Source organism: Bdellovibrio sp. NC01, assembly GCF_006874625.1.
Lineage (GTDB): Bacteria > Bdellovibrionota > Bdellovibrionia > Bdellovibrionales > Bdellovibrionaceae > Bdellovibrio.
The window spans coordinates 1,201,647-1,216,040 of the sequence record NZ_CP030034.1 but is presented as its reverse complement, the minus strand read 5'-3'; the positions used below and the strand labels follow the sequence as shown (position 1 = coordinate 1,216,040).

Sequence of the window (14,394 nt, the reverse complement as noted above, 5' to 3'; positions counted from 1 at the left end):
TACAGACCTAATTCCAGCTTTTTTTATTCCACTAGACTTGCCCTCGTGAATAACGTGCTCATATTGAACCTTGGAGTAGAATAAACACATGGGCAATAGCAACGACAATAATAGTAATTATCCATTCTCAAATACCGAGGGAGAGTCGGCGGTACAGTCCGTACCAAAACTAGACACTCCGAAGATGTATAAAGTTATTCTTCTGAATGATGACTACACCCCCATGGATTTTGTGGTCCTTGTATTGCGTCGTTTTTTCGCGAAAACAGAGGAGCAAGCGACGCAAATCATGTTAGATGTTCATAAGAAGGGTGCAGGTGTCGCCGGGATCTACTCATTGGAGATTGCCGAAATGAAGGTGATGCAAGTCAACCAATTCGCGCAACTCAATCAGAATCCGCTGAAAAGCACACTGGAGGAGGAACCATGATGAGCCGCGAACTGGAACGCAAACTTGGTGAAGCCACTGAACTTGCAAAACGCCATCGTCACGAATTCGTTACTCTTGAGCATATTCTTTTAGTGCTCAGTGAATCCCCTATCATGGTTGAGATTCTTGAAGCCTGCGCAGTGAATGTGCAAAAGCTTCGTCAGGATCTTCGTGACCATTTGAAAGTAGGAATTCCTCAGATCACCGATGATCAGTTGTCATCTTATGGTGGTTTTGAGTCGTGGAATCCTGAATTTACTCTTGCCTGCCATCGTCTGATTCAACGAGCTGCCATTCAAATGAAGAGTGCGGGTCGCAACCAAATCAGCGAAGGAAGTTTACTTGTGTCTTTGTTCTACGAACAAGATTCACACGCTACTTTCGCATTGGCTCGCCAGGGTCTTACACAATTTGACATCATTAATTACATCTCTCACGGCATTACAAAAGATGGAAAAGAACATGACATTCCACCTGCTGCTCGTGAAGGTTATCAAAGTGGTGGCGGTACTTCGGCGCAGGAATCTTATGAAGAAGGTCGAGGCTCCCCGCTTGAAAGTTTCTGCGTGAACTTGAATGAAAGAGCACGTCAGGGCAAAATCGATCCACTCATTGGTCGAGAAGATGTTCTTGCGCGTACAATTCAAGTTCTTTGCCGACGCACTAAAAACAACCCTCTACTGATTGGTGAACCTGGTGTCGGTAAAACAGCCGTCGCTGAAGGTCTAGCCGCAAAAATCGTAGCTGGTGAAGTGCCTGAAAAATTAAAAAACGCTGTGATCTATTCACTCGACTTAGGTGGCTTGCTTGCGGGTACAAAATTCCGTGGTGACTTCGAAGGTCGTTTGAAAGCTGTCGTCAAAGAAATCGGCAAACGTCCTAACACGATCTTATTCATCGATGAGATTCATACTATTGTTGGAGCAGGTGCTACAAGTGGCGGCTCTATGGACGCTTCCAATTTATTGAAACCCGCTCTTGCAAGTGGTGATATCAGTTGCATCGGTTCAACGACACATACGGAATACAGACAGTACTTTGAAAAGGATCGTGCGCTGAACCGCCGCTTTCAAAAAATTGATATTAACGAACCTTCTAATGAAGATTGCATTAAAATCCTTCACGGATTGCGCAAAGCTTATGAAGAGTTCCATAATGTGAAATTCACTGACGAAGCCATTCGCGCGGCTGTTGAATTGTCACAAAAACATATTCACGGAAAACTTTTGCCAGACAAAGCGATCGACGTTTTGGACGAAGCAGGAGCCCACTTCCGCTTGAAAAATGAATCGACATCTGACGAAGTGAAAATTGACGTTCAAGATATCGAAGAAGTCATCGCGAAAATGACAGGCTTGCCTGTTGCGACTGTTTCTTCGAGTGAAAAAACACAACTTCGTGATCTGGATAAAAAACTAAAAGCTTTGATCTTCGGTCAAGACGAAGCCATCGATCGCCTGGTTGCAAACATCAAATTTGCACGCAGCGGTTTGGGTCGTCCTGAAAAACCAATTGGTAGCTTCCTCTTCACCGGCCCGACGGGTGTTGGTAAAACGGAAGTCTGTCGTCAATTGGCTTCAATCATGGGTGTTCATTTTGAACGCTTCGACATGAGTGAATATATGGAGAAACATGCGGTCGCCCGTCTTGTTGGTGCGCCTCCGGGATACGTAGGTCACGAAGAAGGTGGCTTGTTAACGGAAGCCGTCACAAAAAATCCTTATTGTGTTCTGCTTCTTGATGAAATTGAAAAAGCTCATCCGGACGTCACAAATGTTCTGTTGCAAGTCATGGATGCGGGTCGTTTGACTGACAGTAATGGTCGCGTTGCGAATTTTAAAAACGCGGTGATCATTATGACTTCAAATGCGGGTGCACTTGAAACTTCACGTGGTTCAATTAGCTTTGTTGAAGAAAATCGTGGCACTCTATCGATGGATGCAATTAAAAAAGCATTCTCGCCAGAGTTCATCAACCGTCTTGATGCAGTCGTTTCGTTCAGAGATTTGAGTGAAGATATGGTTTTGAAAATCACTCAAAAATTTGTCGACGAATTGAAAATGACTTTGCTTACGAAAAAAGTCGAATTGAATACGTCTCAAGATGTCATCAAATGGCTTATGAAAAAAGGCTATGACAAAGTGTATGGTGCTCGTCCACTTGCGAGAGTCGTGGATGAACATTTGAAAAAAGCTTTGGTTGATGAGTTGTTATTCGGTCGTCTTGTCGATGGTGGTCGTGTCAATGTGGAACTAGAAAACAATGCGTTGAAGTTCCAATTTAGCACCACTTCGACGGGTGGCACGGGACAAAAAAATCAAAAGCAGCCAGTTACTACTTAAGCCGCGCCGCTAGTGCTATTGACAATTCTCCAGGAGGCATCACAATTAAGGTGTCTCCAAAGGAGTAATTGTCTATGGCATTTCTAAAACGTATCGGCTTGTTTGTTCTCACAAACGTTCTGGTGATGGTCACAATTGGTATCGTATGGTCTCTTGTGAGCCACTTCCTCGGCCTTGCCGGTTTAAATTCTTACATTCCATTCTTGATGGCGTTCTGTCTTGTGTGGGGTATGGGTGGCGCCTTCATCTCTTTGCTGATGTCCAAATGGATGGCAAAGATGTTTCATGGTGTGCAGATCATCGATCCTAACAGCACAAACCCAGAACTTCGCGCGCTGGTAACGACAGTTCACAATCTTGCTCGTCGTGCGCAACTTCCAAAGATGCCTGAAGTTGGTATCTATGATTCTCCAGACGTTAATGCGTTTGCGACAGGTCCTTCAAAAGGCAACGCTCTTGTTGCTGTATCGACAGGACTTTTGCAGCGTATGACAGATGAAGAAATCGAAGGCGTTCTTGGTCACGAAATTGCCCACGTTGCAAACGGCGACATGGTGACGATGACATTGATCCAAGGTATCGTGAATGCGTTTGCAATGTTCTTCTCTCGTATCCTTGCGGGTCTAGTGGCTTCCAATGTCGATGAGAAATTCCGCGAGGTCGTGCGCTTCGCTGTCACAATCCTTGGCGACATCGCTTTCACGATGTTGGGCTCGATCGTTGTGAATTACTATTCTCGTAAACGTGAATTCCGTGCGGACTTGGGTGGCGCAAAATATGCGTCTCGTGAAAAAATGATTGCGGCTTTAAGAAAATTACAAGCAGCTTATCAATTGCCAATTCCACCAGATGAAACTGCGACTGGAACTTTGAAAATTTCTAATCGCGACAAAGGTGGTCTTGCTGGTTTGTTCATGACTCACCCACGCTTGGAAGATCGCATCGAAGCTCTTCAACGCGCTCGTATTTCTTAATCCTCTACTTGTCCCCTGGCTGAAGAGAGCGTAAGCTTTCTTCATGCCACGAATTATCATCGCAGCTTCATTTCTATCGGTACTTATGGGATGTGCGACAACTTCGCGCATTGACACTCAAGTTGAGAAATCAACAAATCCTCCTCTTCCAAGTTTTTTAGCAAAATGGAAAAACGCAAGTCCCACGGATCTTGAAAAGCTTTCTGTTGGTTCGAACGAAAATAATATTTTGTGGTGGAAGACCTACACGTTAAGTCTTGCACAAAAAGATAAAAAACCTGCTGCCGCGTGCACGGGCTTTAAACAGCTTTCAGAAACAGCACAGTTTCCTTTGCATGACTTGGCTTTGCTTCGCGCTTACGAAACATGCCCACGCAATGAAAAACTTTATGCGCTTCCACAAACGGCGAATCCTTGGTATCGCGAGCTTTCTGCTGATATTCGTTTAAAAGAATCAACGGAAACTCCAGATCTACGTGATGATTTAGATGCATTAGTTGAAAAAGCAAAAATCGAAAACAACAAAAAGAATAAAGAAGAATATCTTTTGAAAGCACTTTCGATTGCGCAAAAGATGGAACTTAAAGATGAGTCTGAACAAATACAGACTTCACTTTACAAGAACTCTCCCCGCTTAAATCCAAATCCGACATTTAAGGATTTGAATAACGTAGCGACTGATTATCGTTTCCATCGCGAATTCGATAAAGCTTTGGCAACTTATAAAAAAATCATGGCAAGCAAAGAAGCGACTGCCGACGATAAGTTTCAAGCATTAAAAAATATCCGCATGACCAACAAAGTGGCGCAACGTCGTCAAGAATACATCAACGCTTCTGGCGATTTGGTGAATTGGTCAAAAAAACAATTCAAAGACAACAAAAAAGACCGCAGAGCTGTAGCACGCTTCCACGACACACAAGTTTTGTTTGCGCGCACTTTGTGGACTGAAGATCAATCAACGCAAGCGATGAAAACGTTGAACGAAACTCATCGTATGCTTCGTGGTGCCTACCCGATGGATGAAGTGTATTTCATCATGGGGCGCATGGAAGAAGAAAAAGGCAACTTCGAAAAAGCTTTAGAATATTTCGAAGCCAGTTACGAACAGCCACCAAGCCAAGCAGGTCTTCGTGACAAAATCGCGTGGCTAAAAGCTTGGAACTACTACAAGCTTGAAAAGTGGGCTGAAGCACAAAAAAGTTTCGTGCAAATGCGTGAACTTGCCAAAGAACCGTCTGATGTTGCAAAAGCACGTTTCTGGTCTGCTCGTTCATTTAAAAAAATGAATCAAAATGCAGAAGCTACTTCTGAACTTGAAACTTTGATCAAAGAAGATCCATTGGGTTATTACGGCATGCTGGCATACCGTGAACTGCAAAAAGATTTCCCTGCGATTAAGGTCAACACTGACGAGACAATGAATTTAAGTCTTTTGAGTGTGAACGAATTAGATCCAGCTCTTCGCCAAAACATTGAATGGCTGATTGCGGTGAATGAAAAACCGTTCGCGGAAAAAGCTTTGAATGAAGCTAGCGACGTTTTAAAAAACAACAAAGTCTCTTCCGAATCAACTTGGCTTGCGATGTCTTCTGGATATGCGCGCGCTGGTTTGTATTTACCGTTGTTTTCGACAATTGGCGCTCTTCCTCCAGAAGTGAAAGATCAATTGCTGCAAGATCATCCGGATTTGCTGTTCCCACAACCTTGGGGCGATGTCACGGCAGCAGCTTCTAAAAAAAGCGGCATTCCACGTGAATTCATTTACTCTATCATTCGTCAGGAATCCGCTTTCAATCCTGAAGCGCGCAGTGCTGCTGATGCGTTTGGTTTGATGCAATTACTTCCAGGCGTTGCCAAACAATTGGCGACAGCGAACAAACTTGAATACAGCGAAGCGAATGATTTGTATAAACCCGAGATCAACATTCCACTTGGCGCTTTTGAATTAAAATCTTTGATGAAGAAGTACAACAATCAGTACATCTTGGCTGTTTCAGGTTACAACGCGAACGACTCTGCGATTCGCGGCTGGATGAAAACCCGTTATCGCCCGGACTCGGTCGAATTTATCGAAGAAGTTCCCTACGAAGAGACACGCGCCTACATCAAGCTAACAATGCGCAATTACGTCTTCTACCAACGCATGCTAAATCCGGGAATCGCCATCAAATTCCCTGAAGACCTCTTAAAATTAACAAAGACAAACTAACGCACATCAGTCGTAAAAAAGAAGCAGGCACCCTAAAAAGGTGTCTGTCGTTTTTTTAGACCCATAGTGCGTTAATTACCGCAGTGTAGACCCAAAAAAGTGAACGACACCTTTTAGCGGTTGCAGAAGGTGTCGGTTGGGAGGCTTCCTGGGGTTAGGTTTTGGAAGTTTGGGTAGTTTGCTAGGTCTGTTGAGGTAAGGTCGACGGCTGTTTCTTGGTCAGAGAATTGGAGTTTCAGGGTTTCGTTTGAAACTTCTGAGACTGGGTAGTCCAATTCGTTTGTTGAAGAGCCTGCACCATTGAATTGGGCGTTTGTGACTTTTAATAAGTTGCCTGTTGATGGGCTGTCTTCGCCAGAAATTAAATCCCATGTGCCTGTGATCGAGCATTCTTTTTGAACGCCATTAATTGTTTGCACTTCATACTGTGTGAATGTGTGATCGTCTTTTAAGAACACACGCTGATAGCTGTCGAAACTTTCGTTATGATATGTTGTTGAAAGAGTCAGACTGCTGAAGTCGCCGGAACCTGTGCCATTGCCGGTTGAATAATTACTACATGAAATAAGACCCATCGCTGCTACTAAAACTGTTGCACATAGAATTGAGTTTTTCATAAGTACCTCATCGGAGCGAGGTTCCTAGACTTTAACCTGATACTGATTCTCGCTCAGCTCTCTATTGCCTCTCAAAAACCTGCCTTTATTGTCTCACTCTGAAACAATCCCCGAGTCTAAAAATGCTTCACCTCAAGCGAAATCTGCCGATAAGTCCAAGTAGAGAAAGGGGAACATTTCATGTTTTCTCGCAAATTGTGGATTGCAGCTGGCGGAGTCGCATTGGTCTTCTTTGGAGGCCTTGGCGTATACATCTATCAATCGGAGCAATCCCCTTCTCGTACGCAGAGTTCGAAAAAAGATAGCAATCGTCTTTTTGAAAATTCATTCATCACATCACAAACTGACAAAGTTGAAGATGAACCTTCAGCGTTGTTTAACGATCCCGCGATCAGCCAAGCATGGGGTTTGAAAAAATCAGATGCGGCTCGTGCGTGGTCGATCACTAAAGGTTCAAAAGAAATTCTTGTTGCGATCATCGATACGGGTATTGATGAAAAGCACGAAGACTTGCACGACAACTTGTGGAACAACCCAGGCGAGTCCGGTAAAGATGCTCAAGGTCGCGACAAAGCCAGCAATGGTGTTGACGACGACGGCAATGGTTTCATCGATGACGTTCACGGTTGGAACTTTGTTGGTAACAATCCTAAATTGGACGACAATCACGGTCACGGAACTCACATTGCGGGGATCATTGGTGCGGAAGCTGGTAACGGCAAAGGCATCATTGGTATTTCTCCACAAGTAAGCCTTATGGTTCTTAAATATTACGATCCAAAAGTTCCAGGTGCCGACAATCTTAAAAACACAGTGGCATCTATTAAGTACGCTGTGAAAATGGGTGCGAATATCATCAACTATTCAGGTGGTGGTACAGAGTTTTCTCAAGAAGAACATGATGCCATTCAAGAGGCCGAGAAAAAAGGCATCTTGTTTGTCGCAGCCGCGGGTAATGAAAGATCCAACTCGGATCAACATCACTACTACCCTGCCGACTATAAACTTCGCAATATCATCTCTGTGACGGCGATCGATCCGGCGACACAAGTGTTGTCGTCATCGAACTATGGCGTGGATACAGTCGATATCGCGGCTCCGGGTCAGAATATCTTGTCCTGCCTTCCTGGTAACTCTTACGGTTATATGACGGGCACTTCGCAAGCCACTGCGTTTGTGACAGGTGCAGCAGCGTTGGTCATGGCACACAAACAAAACTTCAACGCAGAAGAAGTAAAAAGATACATTCTTTCAACGGGTGATGCGCAAACTCAGTTGGCGTCAAAAACCAGAACATCTCGTCAGTTGAATCTTTTCAAAGCCTTGGCAATCTTGGATCAAGGTGTTTCTGCGACAGGTGTGGTTGCTGTGAATACACAAAATATGGAGCGCTTCACGGCCGATCCTAACGAAAAGAATTCGCGCGCTGAAGACGGTGTCGACCAAACGGCTTCGCAAATGAGCCAATTCGGTCGCTCGTTAATCAATGCAATGGGTTCTTCTACAAATAAGAAAACCAAACTGGGTACTCAGCAAGGAACTGGTGAAGGCTTTTAAGGCTGTCTAATCTATGAAGTCGGAAAGAGAAATCTTTCCGCGCACCATGACGATCAAACCTGAAGTCATGCACGCAAGCGCCACTCCAACTCCGATCAGATTGCGGTGGCCTAAACTCAAAACTCCCCACAACACAAGCAAAGCACTCAGACCATACGGTCCCCAGAACATATACTTCTGCCATTTCGGGCGAGCAGATTGCGTTTCTTCACGCACAACTGGATTTTGTGACAAACCCACCATCATCAAAGAATTGATTCGAGCGATCATCTGATCACACAAAGCGTCCCCGCCTTGCGCCGTTTTGATTTCTTCGTATTTCATGATCGCGAAGCGCAAAGCATCCAGTTCAAGACAGCTACGAATAAATTCGTCGTGCAAAGTTTCGTTCTCGAAGTTTTCAAGAAGGTTCTTCCACTTACGCACTAAACTTGGTTGCGCACGCAGACTTGGATCTTCCGGCAAGCCCTCAAGGCGCTCGAAAATCACGTGGCAAGAGTAACACTCGAAAGCCCTGCGACCGTTCATCGCGCCACATTTCGGGCACGATTTCATCTCGGCAGAAGCCATTTGTTCAGCAATATGCTCTTGTTGCTGAGCAGCAAAAGCCTTCTCTGCAGCGGTTTGCACCAAGAATGCCGAAATAATTTGCTGATTTTCAAGGTTCAACTCAGAAGAGTATTCGAAACCGAAGCGACTATCGCAACCGATGCATTGGAATACAGGAACGTCGCTGAGAATTTCTTCACTCTCAACTTCGTACAATTTCGCGCAAGATGGACATCTAACTTTCAATTTCACGTGGACTCACTCACTCTTTGTGTTACTAATACCATGATGAAGAGATGGTTTCAATTTTTCAAGCAGAAAGCCTACGATTTTCGTTGGGCAATTCTCTCGGGCGTTTTAGTCGGTACAAGCTACATTCCTTTTCCTCCGTGGGCACTGATTTTTTGTTACGCGCCTTTGTGGGTTTCTGTCACTGATGAAAAGACTTCGGTGAAGGATGCTTTCTTCGCAGGATGGGTCACACAATTCATTCTGACTCTGATCGGATTTCACTGGATCGCTTACACTGCGCACGAGTTCGGGCAAATCCCTTGGGTACTTTCCATTGTAGCTCTGCTACTTTTTTGTGCGTTCATGCATCTCTACATTCCTGCAGCGACAGCAATCGCCGTGTGGATGAAAAGAAAATTTAAGATTTCAGCAGGAATCACTTTAGTGATGATCGCTTTGCTGCACTCGCTCTTAGAACGCGTGTGGCCTGCAATCTTCGACTGGAATTTGGGTTACACCCTGATTTGGGCGAAAATTCCGGCGTATCACTTAGCTGATGTCGTTGGTTTCTTGGGCTTGTCGACAATCATTTTACTTTTGAACGCGTGGATCGCCTACATCTGGTTGCAACAGTCGGTCTTGAAAAAAGCCTTCACACATTTGGGTGCTTTAGTCGTTGTTGTCGCGGCGCTTGTGATTAGCGGCAATATTCATGGCCAAGGCTGGAATAAGTTTGATGGCGAAGTTCACGCGACAGTGATTCAAGCCAACATCGGCAATCTTGAAAAAGTCTATGCCGAACAAGGCCGCGGCTATCAAGAGTCCATCACTCGCCGTTTCACCACGTTATCGCAAGAGGCGTTCGTGAAATTCCCGAACACAGATATTTTCATTTGGCCAGAAACAGCGTTCCCCGACTATTTAGATCAACATCTCTTGGGTCGCAAACACACGAATATTTTGGCAGAGGCGATGGGAGCCATCGGCCGCCCAATCATCACAGGCGCTTATTCGAAAGATGAAAAGACGGACGTGAAAGTTGATCAGTCGACATACAACGCTTTGTTCTTGGTTGATGCGCAAGGCAACAATTTGGATAAACCTTATCGCAAAACAGAACTTCTAGCTTTTGGTGAATACCTGCCATTAAGCGAACGCTTCCCGATTTTGTTGAAGTGGTTGCCGTTTGTTTCCAATTTCGGTCGTGGTCATGGCCCCGATGTTATGAAATGGAAATTCAACGACGACGTGATCGCATGGGGTGGTCAGGTTTGTTACGAGGGACTTGATGCTGCTTTCACTCGCGGTCTTGAAGAAAAAGGGGCCGATATTTTGGTGAACGTAACGAATGACTCGTGGTTCGGCTACCCGTTTGAACCACGCCAGCATCTGTACATGACACTTGCGCGCGCGATTGAAGTCCGCAGACCTTTGATTCGCTCAACTAACACAGGTATCAGCACGGCGATTCTTGCAAACGGTGACGTTCTACAAAAATCGCCTCTGCATGAAGAATGGTCTGGCGAATTTGTGTTAAAGTATTTGAAAAATGCCCCTTCAACTTTCTATGTAAAAATGGGCCATTGGGACTGGGCAGTTTATATTGCCGTCCTAGTATTGCTAGCTTTAGTAGGAGCCGTAAATGCAAGATCTCGTCGCTCTTGATTGGATCGAAATTTTAGAAAAGATTAAATCGCACGCAACCAGCGAAGCTGGTCGCGATGCTGTCATGGCAACCAAAGCTCTACGTTCAGAGCAAGATGCTTACGCAAGCTTCCAAGAAATTGCCAGCGCGACGGAAGTCATCAATCAAGGTGTTCGCCCGTTTATGACAAGTTTGGATTTGTATTCAACTTGGATCCTGCGCTTAAAAAAGAATGCCGTTCTTAAAACTTTAGAAATCAAAGACGTTCGCAGCTTCTGTTTTGAAGTTCTAGCTTTGAAAGAAGCTTTGAACCAAGTGGACAACGAGTGGGCACGCAATATCGGTAGTGCTTTGATGCACGCCGAAGAACCTGTTTCAGCGATTGACCAGATCCTGACTCCGGGTGGTGATATCCGTTCTGACGCCAGCGAAACTTTGTATCGCTTGTTCAAAGAAAAAGAACGTCTTGCGCGTGAAGTGCAAACGACGATGGACCGCTTGGTGAAAGCTCATCAAATGGAAAACGTTGTCCAAGATAAGTACGTCACAACTCGTGAAGGTCGTTGGGTGGTTCCAGTAAAATCAGGAATGCAACATCACATTCCTGGTGTCATTCACGGCTCTTCACAAACAAAACAGACTGTGTTCATCGAGCCTGAAACTGTCATCCCCACAAACAATCGTCTGCGCCAAATCGAAGTTGAAATTGAAGACGAGATCGAAAGACTTTTAACCGAGCTTTCGCGCTATCTGTCTTCAAAATCTTCTGAAATCGAAAGTGCTCGTCAACTTCTTGAAGAGTGCGACGTGCGTTTCTCGCAAGCGCAATTCGCAAGCAAAGTAAACGCGCACCCGATTGAGTTTTCGACTGACAGCATGGAGCTGATCGAAGCGCGCCATCCCCTGCTGCAACTTTCTGGTAAAACAGTTGTTGCAAATACCGTTTTGCTTGAAGGCCATAAAGGTATTTTACTTTTAAGTGGCCCCAATGCCGGCGGTAAAACTGTGCTACTTAAATCCATCGGCCTGGCTGCGCAGATGGCACGTTGTGGTTTACCAATTTGCGCAAGTGAAACTTCAAAGATTCCATTCTTTAAAGATGTCCTTGTCGGTATCGGTGATGCGCAAAGTGTTGATGAAGAACTCAGTACTTTTGCGGCCCACTTAAAAGTTCTAGGTAAAGCGGCATCACTGAAAGGTCGTCAAAATCTAGTATTGATCGACGAAATCTGCGGCTCAACAGATCCTGAAGAAGGTTCTGCGCTTGCACGCAGCTTTATTGAAACGTTTTCTGCAAACGACATCTTTGGTGTCGTGACTTCACATTTAGGTCCATTGAAATCCGGTTGGGACGAACAAAGTCGCGTTTTGAACGGAAGTATGGAGTACGACCCTAAAACAGGTCGTCCGACTTATCAGTTCTTGGCTGGTATTCCAGGCGATTCTCTTGCGATCCAAACGGCGAAACGTGTTGGCGTTGCCCAAGCCATCGTACAACGTGCGATGGACGTGCTAGCTCCGGCGACTCGCGCCCGCCTTGAAGGCCTTGAACAAATCGAAAGATTGAAAGCCGATATTTCAATTCTTCAAGATCACTTGCACAAAGAAACGAAAAAAGCGGTTGAGATGAAAAAGAAGTACGAAGGTCTTCTTGAACAGTTCAACAAAGATAAAGACGAATGGTTACAACGCACACTTAAAAAAGCAGAGCGCAAAGTGGAAGAGGCTATCGCTGCGGCGAAAGTCACTGAAACATTCAAACGTCACACCGCTTTACAAGAGATCAAATACAAACTTCCTGAAATCGTAAAAGCAAAACCGATCACTCAAGCCGGAGCCCCGGAAACGGCAGAAGCATTTGCGAAGAAGTTCCCACCAGGAACGAAAGTGTTTGTTCCAAGTTTGAATAACGACGGCATCATTCAAAGCGCACCAAATAACAAAGGCGAAGTGCTGATTTTATCCGGCTCGATTCGTTTGCAATTGCACTGGCAGGATTTGCGTCCTCCGGGCAAGCCACAAAATCCAACTTCGGAACTGGTACGTAAAAGCTCAGGCTTTAGCGTTTCACTTGCTGATGAAGACCGCACGTTAGACTTGCGTGGAAAGACAGTCGAAGACGCTCTTTCTGATTTAGAAGTGGCACTCGACAAAGCGGCCAATGCTCAAGAAGATCGCATGAAGATCATCCACGGCCATGGTACAGAAGCTCTGAAAAAAGCAGTACGTACTTACTTGTCTCGTTCTATCTATGTGAAAAAATGGAAGGCAGGTTCACCCGAAAGTGGTGGCGACGGAATTACATGGGTTGAAATCGGCGAAATGTAATTTCAGAAAGCGAGAGGCGTAAGCGATTATGCAAGCGACTCACTACGAGGTGGCCAGTTGGTTTTTAAGTAAATCGCTGGCCTTTTCTTACTTCATTGCCTTTCTTTCTTTGCTTCCACAAGTTGGTGGCTTGTTTGGACGTCAGGGCATTCTTTCTATCGATCACCTGCTTAACGTTTTAGACAAAGAAGTTGGGGCCGAACGTTTTCTGCAAATGCCTTCGTTGTTCTGGTTTTTCTCTGGCGACTTCACCCTGCGTGCTTCATGTTTTTTAGGAATGCTTGCTTCGTCATTGGCGTTCATCGGCTTTAGTCAAAGCTGGATGTTTTTGTTGTGCTGGGTGCTTTATCTTTCTTTCGTCAACTGTGGTCAGGTATTTTTGTCTTTTCAATGGGACAGTTTACTATTGGAATTTGGATTTCTGGGACTGTTCATGGCGCCCTGGGAATTTGAATGGCTGCCCTTCGGTGCGCACGTCTTTAATCCCATCATTTTAATTTTATGCTGGTTGGTTTTATTTAAACTGATGTTTTGTTCTGGCGTGGTGAAACTTGTGAACAAAGACATCACGTGGAAAAACCTGACGGCATTGAACTTTCATTTCTGGACCCAGCCTCTACCAAATCCGGTTGCTTACTTCATTCACAAGGCACCGCAATGGTTTCATAGACTTTCAACGTTATTGATGTTCACGATTGAACTTGTTGTTCCATTTTTTATTTTCATACCCGGGGTCGTACAAACAGCAGCCGCTACTGCGTTGATTTTATTGCAGGTCCTAATCATTTTGACTGGCAACTTTGCTTTCTTTAACGTCGTGACGATTGGTCTTTGCCTTGGTCTTGTTCCAGATATGTTTTGGAAAATCGAACTTACGCACTACGTAGAACCGACAACATTTTCCTATCCACTTTCATTTGCAGTCTTTGGAGCACTCGTTCCAGCAACGTATTTTTGGATCTATAGAACTTTGTTTGATAAAAGCAAAACACTAGATTTTTTGCTGCCTTATATGCGCCTTCTTTATCCGTTTCGCATTTCCAATCCTTACGGATTATTTGCAGTGATGACGAAGCATCGCCCTGAATTAATTCTTGAAGGCAGCGATGATGGAATTCACTGGAAAGAATATCAATTCCGTTACAAGCCATGTGATCCCAAAAAATTTCCACCAATTGTGGCGCCTCATCAGCCACGTCTGGATTGGCAATTGTGGTTTGCCTCTTTGGAGGGTTTTGGTGAGAATCTATGGTTACAGAACCTGATTGCGCGATTGTTTGCGGAATCCGTGGAAGTGCAAAGTCTTATCGCGGTTGATCCGTTCGGTGGAAAATCTCCGAACTTTTTACGACTGCAAAAATACGAATACACTTTTTCGAGTTTCGAAGAATTACGTAAAAAAGGCATCTGGTGGAAACGACTGTACATCGATCAATACAGTCCCACATTTGCAAAGGAAGATTTCATTCCATGATAACCGAGAGCAAGCCCTTGTTCGAACCAGGAAGA

At 44.8% G+C, this 14,394-nt stretch carries 10 protein-coding genes; 8 read left to right on the top strand and 2 right to left on the bottom strand.

Annotated features, from left to right (window positions below; genetic code table 11):
• Nucleotides 1-88 precede the first annotated feature (88 nt).
• From clpS to DOE51_RS05825, 4 genes are all read left to right on the top strand, one after another.
• A complete protein-coding gene (gene clpS / locus DOE51_RS05840) occupies nucleotides 89-430 on the top strand; it encodes an ATP-dependent Clp protease adapter ClpS (RefSeq protein ID WP_142695626.1) in 342 nt (113 codons plus the stop codon).
• Entirely contained in the window at nucleotides 427-2,772 is a 2,346-nt protein-coding gene (clpA, locus tag DOE51_RS05835; protein WP_142695625.1) for an ATP-dependent Clp protease ATP-binding subunit ClpA, read from the top strand. Before clpS ends, clpA begins: the two co-directional genes overlap by 4 nt.
• A gap of 74 nt (nucleotides 2,773-2,846) precedes the next feature.
• Nucleotides 2,847-3,746 carry a protease HtpX gene (gene htpX, locus DOE51_RS05830; RefSeq protein ID WP_142695624.1) on the top strand — a complete coding sequence of 300 codons (900 nt, stop codon included), beginning with the start codon at nucleotides 2,847-2,849 and terminating at the stop codon, nucleotides 3,744-3,746.
• Between the two features lie 43 nt (nucleotides 3,747-3,789).
• The gene (locus tag DOE51_RS05825; RefSeq protein WP_142695623.1) at nucleotides 3,790-5,958 is read left to right on the top strand and encodes a lytic transglycosylase domain-containing protein; all 2,169 of its coding nucleotides are present in this window, start codon (nucleotides 3,790-3,792) and stop codon (nucleotides 5,956-5,958) included.
• 113 nt (nucleotides 5,959-6,071) lie between these two features.
• Here the strand turns inward: DOE51_RS05825 and DOE51_RS05820 are convergent, their stop codons facing one another.
• A complete protein-coding gene (locus DOE51_RS05820; protein ID WP_142695622.1) occupies nucleotides 6,072-6,575 on the bottom strand; it encodes a hypothetical protein in 504 nt (167 codons plus the stop codon).
• A 180-nt stretch (nucleotides 6,576-6,755) separates the two neighbouring features.
• Between DOE51_RS05820 and DOE51_RS05815 the strand changes: the two genes are divergently transcribed.
• On the top strand, nucleotides 6,756-8,132 hold the full coding sequence (locus DOE51_RS05815; RefSeq protein WP_142695621.1) for a S8 family peptidase: 1,377 nt from the start codon (nucleotides 6,756-6,758) through the stop codon (nucleotides 8,130-8,132).
• A gap of 6 nt (nucleotides 8,133-8,138) precedes the next feature.
• Here the strand turns inward: DOE51_RS05815 and DOE51_RS05810 are convergent, their stop codons facing one another.
• Entirely contained in the window at nucleotides 8,139-8,933 is a 795-nt protein-coding gene (locus DOE51_RS05810; protein ID WP_142695620.1) for a hypothetical protein, read from the bottom strand.
• 33 nt (nucleotides 8,934-8,966) lie between these two features.
• Here DOE51_RS05810 and lnt point away from each other — a divergent pair, with 33 nt between their 5' ends.
• From lnt to DOE51_RS05795, 3 genes are read left to right on the top strand one after another with little or no spacing between them, the layout of a single operon-like run.
• Complete coding sequence (gene lnt / locus DOE51_RS05805; protein WP_246845409.1) at nucleotides 8,967-10,577, top strand: apolipoprotein N-acyltransferase; 1,611 nt, start codon at nucleotides 8,967-8,969, stop codon at nucleotides 10,575-10,577.
• The gene (locus tag DOE51_RS05800; protein ID WP_142695618.1) at nucleotides 10,555-12,885 is read left to right on the top strand and encodes a Smr/MutS family protein; all 2,331 of its coding nucleotides are present in this window, start codon (nucleotides 10,555-10,557) and stop codon (nucleotides 12,883-12,885) included. The genes lnt and DOE51_RS05800 overlap by 23 nt, the downstream gene beginning before the upstream one ends.
• 28 nt (nucleotides 12,886-12,913) lie before the next feature.
• Entirely contained in the window at nucleotides 12,914-14,359 is a 1,446-nt protein-coding gene (locus DOE51_RS05795; protein ID WP_142695617.1) for a lipase maturation factor family protein, read from the top strand.
• Nucleotides 14,360-14,394 lie beyond the last annotated feature (35 nt).